19 protein-coding genes and 2 pseudogenes are annotated in these 22,341 nt (G+C 40.0%); 18 read left to right on the top strand and 3 right to left on the bottom strand.

Annotated features, from left to right (window positions below; all coding sequences use genetic code 11):
- Nucleotides 1–145 precede the first annotated feature (145 nt).
- The 3 genes from MHI25_RS19750 to MHI25_RS19740 are packed head-to-tail and all read left to right on the top strand — an operon-like array spanning nucleotide 146 to nucleotide 3,178.
- On the top strand, nucleotides 146–913 hold the full coding sequence (locus MHI25_RS19750; protein ID WP_038572078.1) for an ABC transporter ATP-binding protein: 768 nt from the start codon (nucleotides 146–148) through the stop codon (nucleotides 911–913).
- Nucleotides 900–2,819: an ABC transporter permease gene (locus MHI25_RS19745; RefSeq protein ID WP_340394030.1), complete on the top strand. Its 1,920-nt coding sequence runs from the start codon at nucleotides 900–902 to the stop codon at nucleotides 2,817–2,819. The genes MHI25_RS19750 and MHI25_RS19745 overlap by 14 nt, the downstream gene beginning before the upstream one ends.
- A gap of 5 nt (nucleotides 2,820–2,824) precedes the next feature.
- Entirely contained in the window at nucleotides 2,825–3,178 is a 354-nt protein-coding gene (locus tag MHI25_RS19740) for a YxeA family protein (protein WP_076301684.1), read from the top strand.
- Nucleotides 3,179–3,253: 75 nt separating this feature from the next.
- Here MHI25_RS19740 and MHI25_RS19735 read toward each other — a convergent pair whose 3' ends face one another.
- Nucleotides 3,254–4,648 (bottom strand): HAMP domain-containing sensor histidine kinase, encoded by a 1,395-nt coding sequence (locus tag MHI25_RS19735; protein WP_076182840.1) that lies wholly within the window; start codon nucleotides 4,646–4,648, stop codon nucleotides 3,254–3,256.
- A gap of 6 nt (nucleotides 4,649–4,654) precedes the next feature.
- Nucleotides 4,655–5,356, bottom strand: coding sequence for a response regulator transcription factor (locus MHI25_RS19730; RefSeq protein WP_076127196.1), 702 nt, complete (start codon nucleotides 5,354–5,356; stop codon nucleotides 4,655–4,657).
- Between the two features lie 341 nt (nucleotides 5,357–5,697).
- Between MHI25_RS19730 and MHI25_RS19725 the strand changes: the two are divergent.
- From MHI25_RS19725 to MHI25_RS19670, 12 genes and pseudogenes are all read left to right on the top strand, one after another.
- Nucleotides 5,698–6,233 (top strand): annotated as a pseudogene (locus MHI25_RS19725) (MMPL family transporter); the annotation flags it as partial.
- 282 nt (nucleotides 6,234–6,515) lie between these two features.
- A complete protein-coding gene (locus MHI25_RS19720; protein WP_042129113.1) occupies nucleotides 6,516–7,379 on the top strand; it encodes a MurR/RpiR family transcriptional regulator in 864 nt (287 codons plus the stop codon).
- Nucleotides 7,380–7,953: 574 nt separating this feature from the next.
- Nucleotides 7,954–8,859: an N-acetylmuramic acid 6-phosphate etherase gene (murQ, locus tag MHI25_RS19715; protein WP_076182833.1), complete on the top strand. Its 906-nt coding sequence runs from the start codon at nucleotides 7,954–7,956 to the stop codon at nucleotides 8,857–8,859.
- 57 nt (nucleotides 8,860–8,916) lie between these two features.
- Nucleotides 8,917–10,371 carry an extracellular solute-binding protein gene (locus MHI25_RS19710; protein ID WP_076190768.1) on the top strand — a complete coding sequence of 485 codons (1,455 nt, stop codon included), beginning with the start codon at nucleotides 8,917–8,919 and terminating at the stop codon, nucleotides 10,369–10,371.
- A gap of 104 nt (nucleotides 10,372–10,475) precedes the next feature.
- Nucleotides 10,476–11,378, top strand: coding sequence for a sugar ABC transporter permease (locus tag MHI25_RS19705; protein WP_060622964.1), 903 nt, complete (start codon nucleotides 10,476–10,478; stop codon nucleotides 11,376–11,378).
- Between the two features lie 18 nt (nucleotides 11,379–11,396).
- A complete protein-coding gene (locus MHI25_RS19700) occupies nucleotides 11,397–12,257 on the top strand; it encodes a carbohydrate ABC transporter permease (RefSeq protein ID WP_076127188.1) in 861 nt (286 codons plus the stop codon).
- Entirely contained in the window at nucleotides 12,257–13,477 is a 1,221-nt protein-coding gene (locus MHI25_RS19695; protein ID WP_340394028.1) for an anhydro-N-acetylmuramic acid kinase, read from the top strand. Before MHI25_RS19700 ends, MHI25_RS19695 begins: the two co-directional genes overlap by 1 nt.
- The gene (locus MHI25_RS19690; RefSeq protein ID WP_312148213.1) at nucleotides 13,478–14,449 is read left to right on the top strand and encodes a GNAT family N-acetyltransferase; all 972 of its coding nucleotides are present in this window, start codon (nucleotides 13,478–13,480) and stop codon (nucleotides 14,447–14,449) included.
- 2 nt (nucleotides 14,450–14,451) lie between these two features.
- A complete protein-coding gene (locus tag MHI25_RS19685) occupies nucleotides 14,452–15,159 on the top strand; it encodes a PIG-L family deacetylase (RefSeq protein ID WP_076106428.1) in 708 nt (235 codons plus the stop codon).
- A 98-nt stretch (nucleotides 15,160–15,257) separates the two neighbouring features.
- Nucleotides 15,258–16,400 carry a DUF1343 domain-containing protein gene (locus MHI25_RS19680; RefSeq protein ID WP_036688711.1) on the top strand — a complete coding sequence of 381 codons (1,143 nt, stop codon included), beginning with the start codon at nucleotides 15,258–15,260 and terminating at the stop codon, nucleotides 16,398–16,400.
- 17 nt (nucleotides 16,401–16,417) lie between these two features.
- Nucleotides 16,418–17,980, top strand: a complete 1,563-nt coding sequence (locus MHI25_RS19675; protein ID WP_076190778.1) for a glycoside hydrolase family 3 protein — start codon at nucleotides 16,418–16,420, stop codon at nucleotides 17,978–17,980.
- 28 nt (nucleotides 17,981–18,008) lie between these two features.
- A complete protein-coding gene (locus MHI25_RS19670; RefSeq protein ID WP_248548596.1) occupies nucleotides 18,009–18,926 on the top strand; it encodes a BadF/BadG/BcrA/BcrD ATPase family protein in 918 nt (305 codons plus the stop codon).
- Between the two features lie 96 nt (nucleotides 18,927–19,022).
- Here MHI25_RS19670 and MHI25_RS19665 read toward each other — a convergent pair whose 3' ends face one another.
- Entirely contained in the window at nucleotides 19,023–20,231 is a 1,209-nt protein-coding gene (locus tag MHI25_RS19665; protein ID WP_248548597.1) for a GNAT family N-acetyltransferase, read from the bottom strand.
- A gap of 226 nt (nucleotides 20,232–20,457) precedes the next feature.
- Between MHI25_RS19665 and MHI25_RS19660 the strand changes: the two are divergent.
- From MHI25_RS19660 to MHI25_RS19650, 3 genes and pseudogenes are all read left to right on the top strand, one after another.
- A pseudogene (locus MHI25_RS19660) lies at nucleotides 20,458–20,592 on the top strand (PTS sugar transporter subunit IIC); the annotation flags it as partial.
- Nucleotides 20,582–20,710: a hypothetical protein gene (locus MHI25_RS19655; RefSeq protein WP_081383209.1), complete on the top strand. Its 129-nt coding sequence runs from the start codon at nucleotides 20,582–20,584 to the stop codon at nucleotides 20,708–20,710. The pseudogene MHI25_RS19660 and the gene MHI25_RS19655, both read left to right, overlap by 11 nt.
- Before the next feature lie 348 nt (nucleotides 20,711–21,058).
- The gene (locus MHI25_RS19650) at nucleotides 21,059–22,147 is read left to right on the top strand and encodes a DUF1648 domain-containing protein (protein WP_340394024.1); all 1,089 of its coding nucleotides are present in this window, start codon (nucleotides 21,059–21,061) and stop codon (nucleotides 22,145–22,147) included.
- Nucleotides 22,148–22,341 lie beyond the last annotated feature (194 nt).

Here is a 22,341-nt window from a genome sequence, read left to right as displayed (position 1 = left end):
CAATAGCAAAGGGATACTCCGTAGTCTTAAATGGCTACAGGGTATCTTTTTTTTGTAGATTTAAGCTTGTTGTAAGGTTGGCATGAATTTGCTGTAAGGTTCGGTGCCTATAGTATAAGTATCAGCAAATTATGAGGTGAAATGAATGGAACCATTATTAAAAGTAGAAAACGTAAAAAAAGTGTACGGGAAGTTAAGTGCTGCTTACACAGCGTTGGAAAACGTGTCTTTTGACATTCATGAAGGTGAGTTTGTAGGGATTATGGGACCTTCCGGAGCGGGAAAATCAACCTTGCTAAATTTGTTAGCAACCATAGATTCTCCAACAGAAGGAAAGATATATATGAAGAACAAGAGTATTCATGATCTGAAGGAAGCAGCTTTGTCAGACTTCCGGCGTGAACATCTCGGGTTCATCTTTCAAGATTACAATTTACTCGATTCCTTGACGGTAAAGGAGAACATATTGCTTCCCCTGGCGATTGCTAAAATTCCAGCGAAGAAAATTAATCACCTTGTGACTCAGATCTCTAAAGTATTTGGGATTGAAGATTTACTGGGGAAATATCCTTACCAAATCTCTGGGGGTCAAAAGCAAAGAACCGCTGCGGCTAGAGCGCTCGTGACAGAGCCAGCACTGATTTTGGCTGATGAACCAACAGGTGCACTTGACTCTAAATCAGCAACAGATTTATTGGAAAGCTTAAGTACTTTAAATGAAAATAACAATTCGACCATTATGATGGTGACCCATGATGCCTTTGCCGCAAGCTTCTGCCGCCGGATCATTTTCATCAAGGATGGTTCATTTTCAACAGAAATCTATCGTCGTGATCAGACACGCAAAGCCTTCTTCCAAGAGATCTTAGATGTTCATGCGGCCATTGGGGGTGAGGTAGATGACGTTATTTAGTCTAGCAAGAAAAAATATAGCCAGAAACTTCTCGCAATATTTTTTATACATCGCATCGATGGTGTTTAGTATCATCATTTACTTTACATTTGTGACCTTAAAATATAGTGATACGATAGCAGAACAGACGGCTTCATCCCAAAAACTGGGTTCCCTAATGAGTGGAGCGGCAGTCATTCTTATCTTTTTCGTGTTCATATTTATAGCTTATTCCAATTCATTTTTTATGAAAAAACGTAAAAAAGAAGTCGCACTGTATGCGTTGCTGGGGGTACGTAATCGTCAAATCGGTTTTATGCTCTTTTTTGAAAATTTATTATTAGGATTATTCTCTTTAATAGTAGGGATTGTATTTGGCTTCCTTTGTTCAAAAGGATTTATGACGATTTTGATTCATTTAATGGGTTATGACGTTGTAGCACCCTTTACTTTTTCAATGGCGGCAGCGATGAACACGGCTATCGTATTTCTGGTTATTTTCTTAGTGACATCGTTTCAAGGCTACCGTTTGATCTATCAATTTAAGCTGATTGATTTATTTCATGCTTCCAAAAAGGGAGAAGTGGCGCCTAAACCATCTATGATAGTAGCTGTTCTTGGAGTGTTACTTATTGTCTTGGGCTATTGGCTTGCAATGCAGGACCTTTTCACTTCTAAGGTATGGGAAAAAATTGGATTCCCCTTGACTGTATTAATTATTTTAACAACGGTTATTTTGGGTACATTTTTATTGTTCCACAGTGTGACTGGCTTTGTGTTAGCAATGATTAAGAAAAATGAAAGGTGGCTTTGGAAAGGCCTTCATGTCATTACTATTTCGCAGCTGCTCTATCGTATTCGTGGGAACGCACGTACATTAACTGTGATTGCCGTGTTGAGTGCTACGACAGTAACTGCCGGTGGAGCGGTCTATGGCCTTTATTACAATACGAATGACTCGGCGAAAACGATTAATCCGAATACCTTTATGTATCAATCCACAGATGCAGAAATGGACAAGCAAGTGAGTGCTGTAGTATCAGATACAAAATACGATAAAAATATTGAAGCACTATCCATTACGTTTCATACGAAAGAGTTAAACTCGCCATCAACATTCGATAGCTCTGATAAAAGAGGATATACAGTTATCGATGAAAAAACATACAACCAATTAGCAAGTTTACAACATAAAGAAAAATTAGATGTAAAGGACGGCTACGCGGTTATTTTAGATATCGGATATGACAAAAGGTTCTCACCTATATATACAGGAAAAACTATAACAACAGGAAACGGCCATCCTCTCACATTCCAAAGCTTTAAAACGCAAAGCGTATTGAATGTAGGTACAGCAGGTATAACCGTGGTAGTCTCGGATGAACAGTATAAAGTATTACGGAATGATGGAGAAGTGCTACGCTATCGTGTTCTTGGTGTAGAGGATGCCTCTGTGGATTTATCTGCAAAAATTGCAAACCAATTACCTGAAGAAGCGCTATTTTCAAGCAGGCCTCAAGATTACCAAACAAGCTTGGAAAGTGTGGGTTCTCTACTTTTTATAGGAAGTTTCCTTGGACTCGTATTTCTGGCTGCAACAGGCAGTATCATTTACTTTAAAGTTTTAACTGAGGCAGAAGAAGATAAAGCACAGTACAATATGCTGCATAAAATGGGTGTCAGTGCAAAAGAAATGCGGAAATCCATTGCGTCACAGGTATTCGTTATCTTTGTTGTACCGCTTATAGTAGGGTTATTGCATAGTGTAGTGGCTTTAAAAGCATTCTCTAGTCTACTGATGATAGATTTAGCAAAGCCAGTGTTGCTCTGGATGATTGCTTATACCATAATTTATGGGTTGTATTATTTCTTAACCGTAGCTTCATACAATCGTATTATCACACTAAATAATAGAACAGAAGGATGATTGAGATGAAAAAATTTCTAATTACTATGGGGATTTTGTTTGTTATTGGGGTTGTAGGTGTCTTTGCTCTAGCAAAGATTGATTTCAATCGCATGAATGCCCAAAATTACTATTTACAAATTACAGAGGATGGGAAACCCCATGAATATAAACTGAGTGATGGTACAGTGATGACTTCCTATTCCTATACACTAGAAGCTACAAATGCCAAAGGTAATACGATTCCACTGGAATTTAATGCACAAAAAAATCTTCGTAAAGGCGCCTACTTAAAAATGTATGTAAAAAAAGGTGATCAAGTCTCCTCATATGATGAAGTGAAGGTAGAGGATATTCCGCTAAAAGCAATAAAAAACTAATAAATTGAAGAAGGGCTGTCTCCAATATGGAGCACAGCCCTTTTCTCTGCCTAATGAGTAAGTAAGGCATTTGTATTATAAAAGTATAGTAATGGTTGTTCCGGTATTCTCAATGCTCGTCATATCGAGTTTCCCCTCATGAGCCCAAATAATGTCTCTTGCGATGGCCATTCCTAAACCAGTACCATGCTTACTCGTTGTGTTTGTACCCCGATAGTAGCGTTCGAAAATCTGTTCCAGATCTTTAGCTGGAATTCCATGACCATTATCAGAAATCGAAATTCGGGTATGAGATTCTGGACCTGTATCCACTCGAATCTTCACCACGACATTTTCATCGTTATGCACCAGCGCGTTGTAGATCAAGTTAAGGATCGCTCGTTTTAGTAATTTTTTATCTACTTTATGCACTGCTTTAACTACATTTGCCTCAAACTCTATCTGCCGTTCACCAAAGGTCGGGTCATTTAAAAGTTCAATCGTCATTTCTCGTAGAAACTGAACGAGATTCACCTCTTCAAATTGCAGGGATAGCTGGTGATTACGCAAACGTGTCGTTAAATTGAGGTCATCTAACAGATCTTTCATATACATCGATTTACTCTTGATAATTGACGTGTATTCCTGTAATTCTTGGGCTGTTAAATCTGTGGCACTGTCGTTAATAAATTCTGCATAACCTTGAATAGAAGCAAGTGGTGTCTTCATGTCATGTGAAACATTGCTAATCCATTCCTCACGCATTTGATCGAGACGTTTACGTTCCTCTTCATGTCGATCGAGCTTTTCAGATAGTTCATTCATATTACGAAAAACATCTTCATAAACACCTTTGGGAGTAGGCATTTTCTTAAAACGTCGTTCCCTGAGCTGTTGAATACCCTCTATTAATGTATGAAGGGGTGCAGTTAACTTTTTCCCAAATAGAAATCCAATGAGGATTACAATAAGCACATCAACGATTAAAAAAATGAAAAGAAAAACATTAACATCTTTGAAAATTTTAGCGTAGTCATAGGTCATTACGTAGCGGCCTATTTTAGGATTATTAATCCCTAAAAAGTAACTGAAATGTTGGGCTTCGCTGACAAAAACCGTCGTGCGTGCATCTAATTCTTTATATTTATACATTTGTACAATTTCAATAGGAGAATACTCTGTTTTCAATTCTTCAGGGGTATAAAATGCTGCTGCTTGCTCCCCTTGGTCATTCAAGAATTGTACCCAGGCGCTCATTTCTTGTAGTTTTTTGAGACCTTCTTCATTCACAACAGGTTTGCCAGCCTGTAATTCTACGTATTGTGAAAAGGTTCGGCTAAAGGTTTCTGCAGATGCTTCTTCAGTGCCAAAGTTATTATTATTTACCTTTATAACGAATAAGGAAAGGAACAAAATCGCGTTTACAATACCAACGATCACAACAATAGTCATAACCGATCTTAAAAAGCGGAGTGTCAATTTCCATTTCAACTAGTCTCACTCCTTGGTATTTAATTTATAACCTAACCCTTTAACCGTCAAAATAAAGGAAGGATTTGAAGGGTCTGCCTCAATTTTTTCGCGTAAGCGCCGAATATGTACCATCACTGTATTATCGGAACCAAAAAAGTCCTCACCCCACGCCTGTCCAAACAAGGTTTCTTTGCTTAGAATCTGATTGGGATGATGCATAAAACAGCTCATTAAACCGACTTCTTTGGCGGTTAGCACGAGGACCTCGCCATTCTTTTTTAATTCTGTCTCATTGGCACTAAGCTCAAAGGGGCCAGCTTGTAAGCTTTTCGGAGCTTTTTTTTCTTCTGTAAAGCCAGCTCTTCTCAGTTGTGCCTTTACCCGATAAGCGACTTCTTTCGGACTGAACGGTTTAGTAATATAATCATCGCCACCTATCGCCAGTCCTAACAGCTTATTAATTTCCTCGTCTTTTGCAGACATAAATAAGATGGGTGCATTTGATGTTTCCCGAATTTTTCTGCATAAGTCATATCCTTCTCCATCTGGGAGCATAATATCTAGCAATATAAGCTCAGGATTATACTCCTGGAACTTGTCCCAACCCTCTGCAACGGTCCCGGCAGTTACAACGTCTGGAACACCTTCTTTATGTAAAACAGCCTTCATCAGACGCGCTAAATCATCTTCATCGTCTATGATTAATACCCATTTACGACTTGCCATTTATTTCCCTCCAAATCCGTCTTTATGTACATTATTACATTATAAAGAACTCTTTATTTCTTGCGCAAAAAAATCGCAAAAGAAAGGCTTGCATGAAGATGGATATTAGTTAGACGAACATAGCAAAGCAATATTCGGTCATTTATTAAAATTCATTCTAGATATAGTCAAATCAGGTAAGGAGGAGAAATTGTTACGCCCCCTGCCTTCCATGGCATTGATCTGCACTGTATATGGCCCTTTGAAGATGTTCGCTAAAATGATGGAAGAAGGTGAGTTACTGTACTCGCTTGAGCTCGAAGAAGAACTTGCAGACAGCTTTTGGAATGCCATTAGATTGCAGCGACTTGCAAAGAGTGCAAGCAGCCTTAACAGGAACAACTGCAACCAATGCTGATTTGCAGAATATTTCACAGGATGACTTTGTACGTACAGCCGTGATTATGCTGGTCGGAATCATAATTGTGCTAATAGTCATTACGCGCTCTGTGTCCAGTTCTCTGCTCATTATTGCTTCTTTGGTGCTAGTTGTACTTACTTCTCTTGGAATCAGTGAAATCTTGAGCTGGATCGTTCCATTTTTCAGCTTCATTATGATTGCAGCCCTGGGCGTTGATTACAGCATATTCCTGATGATGCGGTATAACGAGCTTGAAGGGGATGTTGGATCACCTGCGCCGCGTTGATTCCTTCGGGCGTAACGACACTTATACAGGTAGCATTCGTATTAATCATTGCACTATTATTACTAAGTGTAGCGGCCATGCCGGTGTTCTTGACTGCATTAATGCAGCTTGCTAGCAAATTAAATGGTTCAAGTACGGTGCTACATCAAAGAATGTCGTTGACAAATCGAGTCGTATTTAGACGGCAGTAAAATTTAAAAATACATGTGTATTACGTATGCTGAGAACAACAGAAAGAATCTTCGGGGACCTTTGTGATCCCTTGTTTCACCATATCAGAAAGTATATAATTATCGACTATACCTTACAACTTTATTACGCTATAATCAACGTAAAGTCACCAGATGACCTAAGAGTAGGATGATTTTAATAGATTAATTAATATGCCGAAACGTATTTTGTTATTGAAATAGGTTGTTTATATTGTTTATGATATTATTAGAGGTGTTAATTAAATCTAGAGTAGGTAGATTATGAGTCTAAATGACAACGTATTAATTAAAATTCGTGATATGCGAGAGAGTTTTACACCAGTTGAACGATTGGTCGGAGATTACATTTTAGAAAATACGGAAGAGATCCCTCATTTGTCGATTAAGGAATTGGCTCAATCGAGTAAGACAAGCGATGCATCTGTCCTTCGTTTCTGTAAGACGATGGGTTACAGCGGATACCGCAATTTTATTGTGAGTATATCGGCATCTTTGGGTTCTCGTGATGAGGATTCAAAGGCTCAATATACAGATATTCAGCCAGGTGATGATCTCTCGACAATTATATCAAATATTTCATTGAATAATTGCAAGTCCATTGAGGATACGCTTAGTGTTATTGATCGAAAAGAAATTACAAGAGCTGTAGAATTACTATGTCATAGTAAGCGAATTGTTTTCTTTGGAATAGGTGCTTCGGGACTCGTTTGTATGGACGGGGAACAGAAGTTCTCGCGAATTAATAAGATGTGTCATGCCTATACAGATGGTCATAGTCAGCTCACGGCAGCAACTTTACTTGAGAAAGATGATGTTGCCATTTTCATTTCTAACTCTGGAGCAACTAGTGATATTATTGATGCACTGGAAATTGCCCAAAAGAATAGAGCGAAATGTATTGCGATTACGAAGTACAATAAAAGTGAGCTTGCGGAGCGGGCGGATATTGTACTGAGCATATCCACACCTGAAATAACAATCCGCAGTGGGGCTATGGGCTCACGTATTGCGATGCTTACGATCATCGACATATTATTTGCTGGTGTCGCAAGTGCAGAATATGAAGAAGTAAAAACCTACTTAACAAAAACGCATAATATATTAAAGAAAAAACTTAGAAATTAGGTTCTGATAGAATGAATGTGAAGGAAAGCATTGATCATGGATCAATGCTTTCCTTTTTTTGTATTTCATTCGCTTATTCGTGTACTAAAATGTACTACATATCAATCCATGTCAGATTATCTACATGATGAATACGTTGATCTAATGAATATAATAAGTAGTTTAATTCAATAATTAATAGCGTAGCACACAATAATGAGGAAGAAAATGAATGGAATCGAAGACGAAACATCATCCGGTTGAACGCGGATGATGTAACTTTATGTTTCGTTTGGAGCGATAATCAGCAAATAATACATTTTTTTTAAATCGCTTTAACCTTAGAGCCATAGCGATCAAAGCAATTGGTAAAAATTTAAATTGTATCTTGTAAGCGCTTTATAAATGTGGTATAACATAGTATGTAAGGAATGAAATAAAACATCAGAATATAATTTCTTTATGAAATTATATTTCAAAATCTATTGACGAAGCGATGGTGTTGTATTAGTATAAGAGCATAATAATTGTAAGTTAATATAACACGTTTTGTTAACTAGGTGACAGATTGAGACTGGGAAGAAGGAGGATGGCTATGAATGACTACCTTGCGGGATTGACAACAGAGGCTGTGAATCCAGACACATTAATGATTGATGAATGTACTACGGAAGAAATGATCCAGTTAATGAATCAACAAGATGCACTGGTCCCCAGAGCTATAACTGAGGAGATTCCGCAGATTGCAAAGGCGGTAGATATTCTACATCATAGGTTGTCTAATGGTGGAAGAATGTTTTACATAGGAGCTGGCTCATCAGGAAGATTAGGTGTTCTGGATGCTTCCGAATGTCCTCCTACCTTTGGTACAGATCCTTCCTTGGTGCAGGGCTATATCGCTGGTGGTGATATTGCTTTGCGTACTGCGGTTGAAGGCTGTGAAGACGATATGGATGAAGGGATCGCATTAATCGAAAGCATTGGTGTAACAAACAAAGATGTACTAATTGGGATTTCGGCAAGCGGTAGTGCAAACTACGTTATTGCAGCTTTAGCGAAAGCAAAGGAACTTGGAGCAGCCACTATCGGTGTTTGTAACAACAGAGGCTCAAAGTTCGAACCCATTGTAGATGTTTGTATAACACCTGTTGTAGGACCTGAGGTCATTAGCGGTTCGACTCGATTAAAGGCAGGAACTGCTCAGAAGTTGGTGCTTAATATGCTGACAACATGCACAATGGTCAAGTTAGGAAAAACGTACAACAACTTGATGGTTGATCTGAAGGCTAGTAATTTTAAGCTCGTAGATCGCTCGATTCGTATCATCATGAACACGACTGGTGTAGATACATCAACCGCCGCAGAAACACTTGAAAAAGCATCTATGAACTGTAAGTTGGCAATTATGATGATTAAATCGGGGTTAGATGCAAAAGAAGCAGAACAAGTACTTAACGCAAACGGAGGACGCTTGAAACAGGCAATCGCATCATTGGTTTAGGTGTGAAAAGTGGAATAACAGGATGGATGCTATTAATAATTGAGGGGGCTGTTTTCGATGAAAAAAAGATCACGTGGATTAACTCTGTTTTTGTCAGGAATCATGATGGTATCACTCTTATCGGCTTGCGGAGGAAACGGAAATAACGCTACAACTTCTACAGATTCCGGTAATACAGGAACTAGTAACGGTGGTTCTGAGCCTAAAAAGGATACGATTACAGCACTTTTACCTCCGATATCAGCGAACTATCAAACACGTTTTGCTGATATGGAAAAAGAATTTAATACACTACATCCTAACTTGACTTTGAAAATCGAACCAGCGAGCTGGGAAGATATGACGCAAAAACTTGATACTCAAGTAAATGCAGGTTCTCCTCCAGATATTGCTTTTATCGGTGCTTCAGGAATTTCGAAATATGCAGCACTTAATGTACTAATCGACCTTAACGGTGCCCTTTCTGATGAAGCCAAGGCCGATTATGACGAAGTTCCATTGAAATATTTCCAACTAGGTGACGCTCAATACGGCCTACCAGCATATATGGAAATCCACACTATCGGTGGTAACAAACAATTCCTTGAAGAAGCCGGAATTGATTGGAAAAGCATTCAACAAAACGGTTGGACTTATGAAGAGTTCCGTAATGCAATTTCTAAAGGCGTAGTGAAAAATGATAAAGGTGAAACTACTCGTTATGGTTTCGTGTTCGCAACATCTGGTGTAGCATCTAAAGACTATCTAGCTATTCTTGCTAAAACTGCAGGTTTACCAGATTACTTCGATAAAGATCTTAAATATACGTATACAAGCAAAAACTTCTTGGGGCTACTTACATCTATTCGCGAAATGATCAACGATGGTTCTATGCCTAAAGAGCTAAGCTCTATCGATGCTGGCAAACGGTGGAACATGTTCCTAACGGGCCAAACGATGATCACAGGTAAAGGTTTATCTGCATTTGAAAACTCTGCTCGTCTAAACAATGAGAAGATTAAAGCGAACGATGGTTCAGCTGTTGCAGATTCTATTGAAGTTGATTATATTTCACTTCCAGTCCCAACATTCAACGGTGCCGATTATGTCCCTACTTCAATCGTTGATGGTTATATCGCACTTCGTGGTAAAAAAGCTCCATCTGAAGAGCACATCAAAAATATTGCCCTAGCAACGAATTTCTTGTCTTCTGGTTCAATTGCTGCTAACTACAGTAATGAACTGTTCTTATCACCAATTACTGAATCTGCACGTAATGCAGAAGTACTTGAAAAATTCCCTCGTAACGAAGATAACGTTGCTGCAGGTAAAGCTATGATGGCAAAAGCGCTTCCGGCTCGTACAGATATTCCTACTGATCTGGCTGCTGAAGCATTAAAAATTGAAACAGAAGTTATTATTCCTAAACTACAAGCCTTACTTGCAAATGAGATTGCTCCACAAGAAATGTATGATGCAGTTAAAGCAGCTGCAATTAAATCTTTCGGTAAAGATGGTATTGTAGTTGACTAGTCTGTCGTAGGCTGACATGTGAAAGCTGTGCGTAGCTAGAACGTACAGCTTTCCTTCTAAATTAGCTAGAGCTTGTACTGTTTTTAGAAGAGAGGTGCGACCCAATGAATCAAACGTTGACTAAAAGAAAAAAATTGAAGCTCGAAAGTGACTCAGGTTGGGGATACGCGTTTATCGCAGTAGCACTTATTGCGTTTTCTTTATTTACCGCATATCCAGTCATCAATGCTTTTATTATCAGCTTACAAAAATATGGTCCATTAGGATCCACTTTTGTCGGCATGGATAACTTCGTTAACTCGTTTTCAGATGAACTTTTCTGGAAAGCGCTGAAAAACACGTTAGTATATACGCTATTAACTGTTCCGTTTAATATTCTTCTGTCATTTTTAATTTCAATTTTGATTATTCCTTTCAAGAAAAAAACACAAACGATCTTTAAAGCACTATATTACTTGCCAGCCGTAGCATCTGGTGTAGCGCTTTCTGTTGTGTGGCTGTGGATCTTCGATCCTTTAAAATCAGGTATTGCCAATAAGCTCGTGAGTTTTTTAGGTATTGAAAATCAAAACTGGCTTGGTTCCAGTGCAACTGCAATGTTCTCACTTGTGTTAATGTCATGGTTATCAAGTCATGGTACAGCAATTATTATTTATATAGCCGCATTACTCGCTATTGATAACAGCTATTATGAAGCAGCTGAAATTGATGGCGCGTCTTTCCTGCAAAAGCTTTGGTTTATCGTTGTCCCTTTCCTTAAGCCAACAACGCTATTCCTACTTGTTACGGGTGTTATCGGTTCCTTCCAAGTATTCCAAAACGCTTATCTTATGACAGGCGGTGGACCAGACCATGCAACAACAATGGTAGGTTTGTTAATCTTTAACAATGCGTTCACATATTTTGAGTTTGGTGAGGCAGCGGCACAATCATTAGTTCTAGCAGCGATTATCGGATTTATCTCATTCCTTCAATTCAAGTTTATAGGTAAAGATGTAGAATACTAGGGAAAGGAGCAGAATACTATGGGTTTGTACAACAATAGCTTAAGAAGCAAAGGGTATCTGTTTATACGTAATGGTGCAAACATTACGTTCCTTATCCTATTCGCCGCAGCTACCATATTCCCGATATACTTTATGGTCATTTCCTCGTTCGGTGATCCGGTAGAAGCTGGTGCAATGAGCTATTCTATCCTACCAAAGAAGATTTCATTTGAATCTTATAAATTCTTTTTTAACTTTAGCCCACATACATGGGACTGGTTATTGAACTCTTTTATAGTGGCAGCGTGTATCACGGTATCTAACGTATTTTTTGCTACTCTTGCTGGATATGCTTTTGCAAAAATGAAATTTAAAGGGAAAAACATTTTGTTCGCTATTTTGCTGGGATCTATGATGATTCCTGTTCAAGTTACTCAGGTTCCACTATATATTTTGATCGTAAATATTTTTGAATTACAAAATACGTACACTGCGTTGATTATGCCGAGCATAGTAACGGTATACAATATCTTCTTGGTTAAGCAGTTCATGTCCTCCATTCCAGGTGAAATTATTGAATCTGCTAAAATCGAAGGTTGTTCCCAGCCTAAAATCTTCTGGTATATCATTATGCCTCTATCTAAAACAATTATGGCAGTACTAGCAATCCTAACGTTCATGGCGGCATGGAATGACTTTTTCTGGCCGTTCCTAGTAACGAATACGATGGATATGCAAACCATTCAGGTCGGCTTGAAAAACTTTCGCTTTGCGAATACAACTTACTTTGCACCGATGATGGCGGGGGCAACCATTTCAGCAGTTCCAATGTTTATTTTGTTCTTCAGTTTACAAAAATACTTCCTTGAAGGGGTAACAGTTGGAGCGGTGAAAGGTTAATGGACAAACAATCAAAAGTGGATGCAACATACTTTGTTGGCTTGATGTCAGGTACATCAGTAGATGGTATTGATGCAGCAGTAGTTAAGCTTTTCCCATCAGCCGAAAAAGAGCATGGAGTAGAGATTGAATTACTGGCTTTTGAAAACACTCCTTTTGAGGTGCAAGTTAGAAACTCCATATTTGAGCTTTTTGATCCCGCTAGCGCTACGATTGATAAGGTTGGCGCAATGAATATGTGGCTTGGCGAATTATACGCCCAAGCCACATTATCCGTTATAGGGAAATGCGGCCTTTCGCCTTCGCAAATATTCGCAGTAGGATCGCATGGTCAAACAATCTATCATGCTCCGGAAGAGAATGTTATGGGCGGCTATAATCTGCATTGTACCGTTCAGATTGGGGATGGTGCAGTTATCGCCAATCGCACAGGAATTCCTTGCGTATCAGACTTTCGAGTTGCTGACATGGCAATGGGTGGACAAGGAGCTCCGTTAGTACCATTTACCGAATACTTATTGTTTAACAATCCAAAGAAAACACTTCTGATGCAAAATATTGGCGGAATAGGCAATGTGACTGTTTTGCCTGTAAATGCCTCACCGGATGAGGTATTTGCTTTTGATACGGGTCCTGGAAATATGATTATCGATGGCCTTGTATCGCAATTATTTATACCAATGACAATGGATGTTAATGGCGAAATTGGTGCGGGCGGTCAAGTGATTGATGAGCTATTGAAATGGATGCAGCAGGATAAATATTATACGATGCCGTTACCAAAATCGACAGGCAGAGAACGGTTTGGCCAACAATACGTGGCACAAATTATTGAAATGATGAAGGTTAATCACTGGAAAGCAGAAGATGTTGTTACAACAGCTACGTACTTAACTGCCTGGAGCATCGTCGATAGCTATGAACGGTATATTGCACCGCAGCACCAGGCTGAGCAATTGTTAATTGGCGGCGGTGGAAGCTATAACAAGACGCTTTTGCGTGATTTGCAGCACTTATTTGCACCGCATAACGTGCAGGTGCTGACGCAGGAGGATATCGGTGGTAATAGTGATGCTAAGGAAGCAATTGCTTTTGCTCTGCTAGCGTATTACACGATGGAGCGCTTACCAAACAATATCCCGCTAGTAACTGGAGCTTCACAGCCAGTAGTAATGGGCAAAATTTCCTGGCCCTATATTGGACGTTCACAGGAGGCTTAAATGATGCAAATCAGATCCTTTTCAATTGAAGATCACTCTGCAGTTGTAGAGCTTTGGAATCGTGAGGCTACAAAATATGATTATAAGCCATTTACAGAGCGAGAGTTTCAAGATACATTCATCGACCATCCTTATTTTGACGCTGACTGTATATGGGTAGGCTGTGACGAAAAAGGGATTGTTGGTTTTGCAGCTGGCTGCTGCGGTGACGATCTCCCTCTTGGAGATGTGGCCGGTTATATTACGAGTGTTATTATAGATACCCATGTGGCTTCTCTGGAGCTTTACGATGCTTTTCTATTGCGTTTAGAAAAAAGATTCCAAGAACTTGGGAAAAGACAAGCGGATGTATTGTTTTTCAACCCTGTTAAGCTGAAGTGGAGTATACCAAGTGCACCTCAGCATGAGCATAATAATGCCCCGGGCATCAGTAAGGACCAGCCATTATATGAAGCTTTAATGGCTAGAGGCTACGAAGATCGAGCGACGCAATGCGGCATGTATTTAAAACTCGGAAGCTTTATAGTTCCCGAAGATATTTTAGATAAGGAAACCAATGCAAATAGCAAGGACTATTACATTACGTCCTATGTCCCTGATTTACATACAGGGCTTGAAGCAACGCTTGCTGCCCTGCAAAATCCGCAGTGGAAGAAGGATATTGTTACTTACGTGAAGGTTGGCGCACCACTTGTAGTAGCTGTGTACGGCAACGAGGTTGTGGGCTTTGCAGGTCCAATTATTTCGCAGCCTGATGGAAGAGCATTTTTTTGCGGTATCGGAGTGCACCCAGAGCATGAGGGGCATGGCCTTGGCAGTGTATTATTTTTCCGAATGGTTGAAGCTTTTCAAAATGTGGGCTGTCAATATATCTCTCTATTCACTGGAAATAATAATCCGGCTCTTCGAATCTATCAAAAAGCGGGCTTTACTATTGAAAAACAATTTTCTATATTGCGGAGGGAACTTTAAAGATGAGCGAAAAATTCACAGTATTAGCAATTGGAGCGCATGTTGGTGATGTGGAGCTAGCTTCTGGTGGTGTACTCGCTAGTCATAGTTTAAAGGGAGATCGCATTGTGACATTAGCGTTAACTGCGGGTGAACGAGGGGTCCCGGCAGGACAGGATATGAAGGAATATCGTCAGCAAAAAGTGAAAGAGGCACAGGTTTTTGCGGATATGCTAGGTGGTGAAGCCATTGTATTCGATGATTATTGTGACGGAGAGTTGCCTGACAATCAAGAAATTCGTATGGAGGTTTGTGATGTAATTCGTCGCGTGAAGCCTAACATTATTATTACACACTGGAAAAACAGTATGCATAAGGACCATGCGCTAACGCATCATATCGTAAATGATGCCCGTTTCTTCGCAAGTCTATCATCCTTTGAACGAGCGCTCCCCGCGCATTTTGCAGCAAGATTATATTACTCCGAAAACTGGGAGGATGCGGTTGATTATGTCCCTTACGTATATGTGGATTTTGATCAAGCGGCATTTGATCTATGGATAGATGCTTTAAGCAAGCATTGGTTTGTGACGAATAGCAAATCTTTCAAATACATGGATTACTATAAAGCACTAGCAGTTGTTCGCGGCTGTGAAGCAAGAAAGACATATGCAGAAGCATTTATGGTGCCTGCTGAAACGGTGAAGGTTAGGCAGTCTAGTCTTTGGTAACTATTCAACTAGCTAAGAGGGAGTGTTTCTATGTATAGCAGGAAACATTCCCTTGTTCTATCCATTTATGCGAAAAAGCAGCTAGGAGGCAGCTTCATATGGTGTTAAATGGGATTGATTCTATAACGAATTATCGTTATTTGTTCGAAGGTAAGCGCGTAGGATTGATTACAGCGCCGACAGGTCTTACGAAGGATTTTGCATCAACGATTACTATATTACATGAAAATTTTAATCTTGCTGCGATGTTTTCACCTGAGCATGGCGTTCGCGGAGATTTGGATGCAGGGGCAGTAGTAGACACTTACATGGATCCTTTTACGAATGTTCCAGTCTATAGCTTGTACCGTAAAGACTCCAAGCGTTTAACAAAAGAAATGCTGAATGAAGTAGACATCATTGTATACGATATTCAAGATGTTGGTGTACGCTATTACACATTTATTTATACGATGCTGTATGCACTTGAAGATTGTGCAAATGCAGGTGTAGAATTTGTTGTTCTTGATCGTGTTAATCCGCTTAACGGGGTAACGGTAGAAGGAAATGTCTTGAAGCCTGGCTTCAAATCATTTGTTGGAAATTACGAGCTAGCCGTGCGATACGGCTTAACAGCAGGTGAGGTAGCAACGATGGCAAATGATCAAATGAATTGGAATGCATCGCTGCATGTCGTTCGTTTGGAAGGCTGGGAACGGAGCATGTCCTTCCCGGATACAGGATTAACTTGGGTTCATCCTTCACTTGGAATACCACGATATGAAACGGCGTTATTATATACAGGAACATGTTTATTTGAAGGCACAAACTGCTCCGAAGGACGTGGAACAACGTTCCCTTTTGAAATGATTGGTGCTCCGTTCATTCAAGCGCAGCAATTGGCAGATGAGATGAATGCAAAAGGTATCCCGGGTGTGCTTTTTCGTCCAGTTCATTTCAAGCCAACGTCATCTAAACATTGTGGCGAGCTATGCGGCGGGGTACAAATTTACATTACAGATCTCCAAGTGCTGAGGCCTTTAGAAGTTGGGGTAACCTTATTATTTACGATAAGAGATTTGTACGAGCAATTTTCATTCCTGCCTCCTGTGAAGGAGGGCTCTCGTCCATTTATCGATTTGCTGGGGGGAGACAACATGTATCGTACGGACAATATTCAAGCCAAGCAGCTGCTTGAACAGTTTGCAGCGGAAAGCAAGCAATTTGCAGAAATAACACAGCAGTATCATTTATATCGCTAGAGGAAGGTGAATAATTGATGAGAACAATAGAACATATGAGCTTGCGCGAAAAGATTGGACAAATGTTCGTAACAGGCTTCCCTTCAACCGAGATCACTCCTGAGCTGAAGGAAGTTATTGAGCATTATAAAGTCGGCAATATTATTTTATTCTCACATAATATCGACAATAAATATCAATTAGGCGAGCTTGTTACTGAGCTGCAGCAATGGTACACGACACATACTGGTATCCCGGGCTTTATTACGATCGACCAAGAAGGCGGTCGAGTCACTCGTATGCCTAAAGACGCGACCAATGTTGCTGGAGCCATGGCAATTGCTTCTTCAGGACGACCTGAAAATGCGTATGCAGCAGGCAGAATGACTGCCAGAGAATTGAAAGCATTAGGTATTAATTTTAATCTAGCTCCAGTTATGGACGTTAACAATAATGCATTGAATCCAGTCATAAATGTTCGTTCATATGGTGATTCTGTTGCAACAGTATCCCAGTATGGAATTCAAATGATGAAGGGATTGCTCGATGGAGGCGTCATGTCCTCACTTAAGCATTTTCCAGGTCATGGTGATACAAATGTCGATTCACATATTGGCTTGCCTACCATTGAAAAAACACTTGAGGAATTAGAGCAGCTTGAGCTGCTGCCGTTTAAGGCCGCAATTGAGCAAGGCGCTCAAGCGATTATGAGTGCACATATTTTATTTCCGAAAATTGAAAAATCCGGTGTGCCCGGAACTATGTCTCATACCATTATTACAGAGATATTAAAAGGAAAATTAGGATATAAAGGGTTAGTTGTATCAGATTGTTTAGAAATGGACGCGATCAAACGATACTATGGTACGGCAAAAGGAGCGTTAGGAGCTGTTAAAGCAGGTATTGATTTGGTATTCATTAGTCATACTCCTGAGACAGTGAAGGAAGCGATTCATTTGATCGAAGAAGCTGTAGCCACCGGTGATTTGGATGAAGCGCTGATTGATGCAGCTGTTACAAAAATTTTAGCTTATAAAGCACAATATGCGACGATTGAGGAGCTAGATTATGAACTAGTTGGCTGCGATGTACATCGCCGAGCAAATGAGCTAATGCGTACGGAAACGATCTGCCTCATGAAAGGTGAGCTCCAGCCCATTCATACCGGTGACGAGCAAGTGTTATTTATGGGTTCCTATTCATACCGCACCGATCTTGCGTCCAGCAGCTTGAATCAAGCTCTTAGCTTTCCGCAATATATGGGGGAGCATTTCAATACAGCTTATGAGATTATCGACATTGACCCGAGCGAGGAGCAAATCAACGCTGCGCTGCCAAAGGTACAAGGCTACAAGCATATTGTTATCGGCTTGTTCAATGCGCGTGAAAACAAAGGTCAGCTTGCGCTTGTTCAGAAGCTGCTGGCAGCAGGCTGCAAAGTAACGGCCATTACATTAGGTCGCCCGTATGACTTACCGTTAATCGAAGGCGAGTTCTGCGGAATTGCGGCATTTGAGTATACACTTGATGCATTCAAATCACTCCTTCCAATCCTAAATGGTGAGGTTGTACCCACCGCCAAGATTACGATTCAGATGTAGATAAAAAGTACAACAAGGGGACATAGGTATGGCATTTATCGTTGGAATTGATGGGGGTGGCACGAAAACAGCTGTCACCATTACGCATGACCAGGAAGACTCTTTATTCACCTTTACTGTAGGGCCTATTAATTATAACGGTGGTGATGCTGATGCTATTGCCGCCTCCTTTGAGGAAATTTTTAGTCAAACGAAGCTCTACTGCGGTAATTTACAAGAAGTTGCTCATATATGTATAGGTGCGGCAGGAATAAGTAATCCGCTGGTCATCAATTTTTTGGAGCAGCATGTGAGAAATAACGGTTATATCGGGCCATTAACGATTACAGGCGATCAAGAAACTGCATTATACGGGGCACAAAATGCGATGCAAGGCATCATTCTCATTGCCGGTACAGGATCGATTTGCTTCGGGGTCAATGAAAAAGGAGAGCAGCATCGCACAGGAGGCTTTGGTCATCTGATTGATGACGAGGGAAGCGGTTATAGCATTGGGCGGGATCTATTATCCGGATTAGTTCAAGTGGAGGACGGAAGAATAACCGATACGGTCATCCCAGCGATGGTATATGAGCAGCTTGGATTAAGCACTGTGAAAGAGATTATTGGCTTTGTTTATGATAAAAATACTACGAAAAAAGATATTGCGCAGCTCGCACCGATTATGACGACCGCATGCGAGAAGGGCGATGCACATGCAATAGCGTTAGCGGAGAAATGTGCAGCCAATCTATATGAACTTGTTGTGCCTGTTATTGAACGGCTTAAGCTATATGAAAGTCCGATTGCGATTGCAGGAAGTGTGCTGCAAAAGTCTCGCTTTGTGAAAGAAGCCTTGGAGCGAAAGCTCGCACAGAGCTACCCGCAAACAAAGCTGATTTTGCCGATTAAGGATGCAGCCTACGGTGCTGTCCTGTTAGGAAGATCAAAAATGAACAACGACTAGTTTTTGTCGCTATGGAAAAATAAGGGTGTGTCATAAGTCCGAGCAGTTGGACTTGCGACACACCCTTATTTTAAAATGGTAGGAATCAAAAATGGCTTAAAATTTATCGGTCAAATAAAACACGGCTAGTTGTTTCGGAAATAGAGCTTGAAGGATGTTAGCGTCCTCAGTACTGTCCTTTGCTGCGCCTGCTTCATTATAGCCGAACATGATATAAGTCATTAGCTCGCGTTCATCTACTTCTATTGAAGTATAGGGATTGGTATGATTACTAGCATCCGAAACAGAAAGCTGCTTTTGCTTATAATCCAAGTAGATACAGTCCTCATTGCTGCGAAGTGCAATATGCAGCTCCTGGCCTGCAATTATGTTGCTACGGTTTAGGCGATCTTCTAATTCAGGCTGAAGCTTATGGAAAGTTGAACTGAGATTGATCATTTTCCACATCGCCATATTGATTTGAATTGAATTTGCTTGATGCTGTTGGTAATAGGAATATAGCTTATGGTCCTCTGGGAGCATCGCTAATATTTGCTTTGCATTTTGGCGCAGCTGACATAAGGCATGAAACAAAGCTTCAACGCCGTTTTCGGCTTCGTTCAAATACAATAATTCATTAATGAATACTTGTTCAGTATCTTTCTTTTCAATGATGCCATAAGCGACGATTTTCCCATTTCTGCGAAGGAGCAAGCAGTCAACTTTCTTCCATTCCGGCCAGGTCAATAAATCATTCCAATACGTTTTACTTCGGATCACGGTGTAGGTACGATTCTTATTAAATTGTTCATAGATGAAACGGATATCATCGAGATAACAGGCTTCAAAAGGAATGATTTCATCACTGCTTTGCTGCTGCTCCAAACTTGCTGGTTTTTCAATTGCGAAAGCAGTCTCGGGAATAAGTCTCCAGCCAGCTTTTTCATAAAACGCATGCTTACTAGCCAAAAGCAAGCTTATATCATAATCGGTTTCTTTCATATAGTTGGTCTGCGCATGAAGAATTTTGTGTGCAAGCCCCAGCCCGCGGTAATTTAGATCTGTACCGACACTCCCCATTGCACCCGTTTTCAAGATCGCTTGACCGACTCTAATATGAAACGGAAAAATTTGTACATTAGATGCAATCTTATCGTCAACCATCGCAAACCATGTTGTATCTGGATCATATGTGGTGTCTAGGTCTAATCTTTCTTGGAAAAAGGCTCGGCCTACGGAAAAGCATTCATCTAAAATATCGTAAATATTTTCAAGCTGCTCTCTAGTTGGATGGTTCATTACGATGATGTTTGGTGTCGTCGTCATCTTCATTTCCTCCTGCGCCGTAATGTTGGGATAAATTTAATGAATGAAAAAAACGATTTTTTGGAATTTAATTTCTTATTTATAGTTTAATATTGAAAGAAAAATTCGTCAATAAAAGGAACGTGTAGAATCATAGAAGTGATACAAAATTTAGATTGCTCAATATAGTCAAATGAGTATTAGGAAAATAGCGACTTGGGCTGAGCAATTACAAGCACAAAGCGCACAAATGAAGGCGCAGCTTAAAAAGAAGAATGATAAACCGTTCAAGAACTTTTTGCGAAAAATCGGAAATATTTTCATACTAATGATTCCTGCATTTGTTGGAGCGGGTATAATTGCGGGGAAGTATGATTTCGCAAATTGAGCTAGACTTAAATGAATTGCCAGAATCAGAGAAAAAAGTAGCGGAGTACATTCTTGCAAATGCTAAAGAAGTGCTGCATATGACCATGCATGAGTTAATGGAACAAACCTGAGCAAGTACTATATTAAGCATGGACGGACTTATTTATACTCTGACGCAGTAATCCGCACCATTGCAGATAAGAGGCGAGTCCTTTACCAACACAGAATTTCAAACAGATGTAATTGCCATAATTGAGTTGTCAGATGAGTAGCTTTGCGCAGCAAAAAAACTGGATAAATTGTTAATTTCACCCCTATAGTCACTAAAATCGATTATAATAAAATTTATGTTCAAGTCGATCACCTATCCTAAGTTAATAGGATCATCATACGCAAAAAGGCATAGTGCTCAATTGCCTATGCTATAAGGGTTATAGAGTTTTCAAATACACACTTATGTATAAGAGGAGGCGAATGATATGACGATAATGCCTGTTATAGTAATGATCTTTGTATTTGTACCTGCCATTGTACTCATGGTATGCATGCCTTATTTAACAAAAGAGACGATTAGTTTTGGGGTCACCGTCAGCCCTGTACAATTCTATAGTGAGCCTCTGCGCCAGATGCGGAAGTCATATGCTAGGATTAGTGCAACCTTGCATACCATCCTATTCATTGTTTGTATCATCTGTCTAATATACGGTGATGAACATTCCAAGCAACAAAGTTGGATCATTGTCACTTATTCACTCGCCATGGTCGGAATCTCCCTAGTCATAAACATTAGCTATCATTTCAAAATGAAAAGTTTACTACCTATGCTGCCTATTGCTCTGGAACCATCGATCATGGCAGTGGACACTGGATTTCGGAAAAGAAACATTGGCTTGTCTAATAATTGGTTCCTCATTCATGTTTTAATTACTGTTGTTAGTATTGTAACTGTGCTGCGCAACTACGATCTGATTCCTGATCAGATTCCGATCCATTACAACAGCAGTTGGAACGTAGACCGCTATGCAGCTAAATCTTTTAGTTCTGTGTTTATGCCTACGATCATGCAAGTGTTCATAACACTTTTGTTCATATTTGAGAATTGGAGTATTCGCAGAGTAAAGCAGCAGGTTCAACCCAATGATCCTAACCGTTCCATCAGACAAGACGCAGCTTACCGCCGTACTTGGTCATATTTTATGCTTACAGCAAGCTTCTTAATAGTTATCCTGTTTTCCGTCGTGCAACTAAACATGATATCTCTGCTTAACATGAGTTTCGCTATCCCTATTATCCTAATCATAATAGCCCTTGTCATCCTATACGCCTTGGCCTTAACGTTCTGGGCTGGTCAGGGCGAAAGCCGCTTGGAGCGATCTGCCGATAGCTCCAATGTCAGACCTGTCCATGACGATGATAAATGGCGATTAGGTATGATTTATTTCAATCGCAAAGATCCAAACCTAATCGTCAAGAAAAGGCTCGGAGTCGGCTGGGGATTAAATTTCGGTCACCCAGTAAGCTGGCTGTTTTGGCTCGGAATTATTGTACTGTTAGTTGTGGTGCGGTAACAAGGCTTGGAGGTTAATACTCACCGGAGTATAGGCGAAGTTAGAGTTTCGAAACAGAATATGTACCGAAAAAAACGCCTAAAGGGCGTTTTTTATTATCTTTAAGGATCTCAGTAATATTTTTTTTGAATTAAACCGCATATTAAAGAGTATTTCTCGTATTAATAGCTCTTTGTTACAATCAGATTGTTATC

Source organism: Paenibacillus sp. FSL E2-0177 (assembly GCF_037992975.1).
Lineage (GTDB): Bacteria > Bacillota > Bacilli > Paenibacillales > Paenibacillaceae > Paenibacillus_AQ > Paenibacillus_AQ odorifer.
Note: the sequence above shows the minus strand (reverse complement) of the source record. Positions and strands in the feature narration are given on the sequence as shown.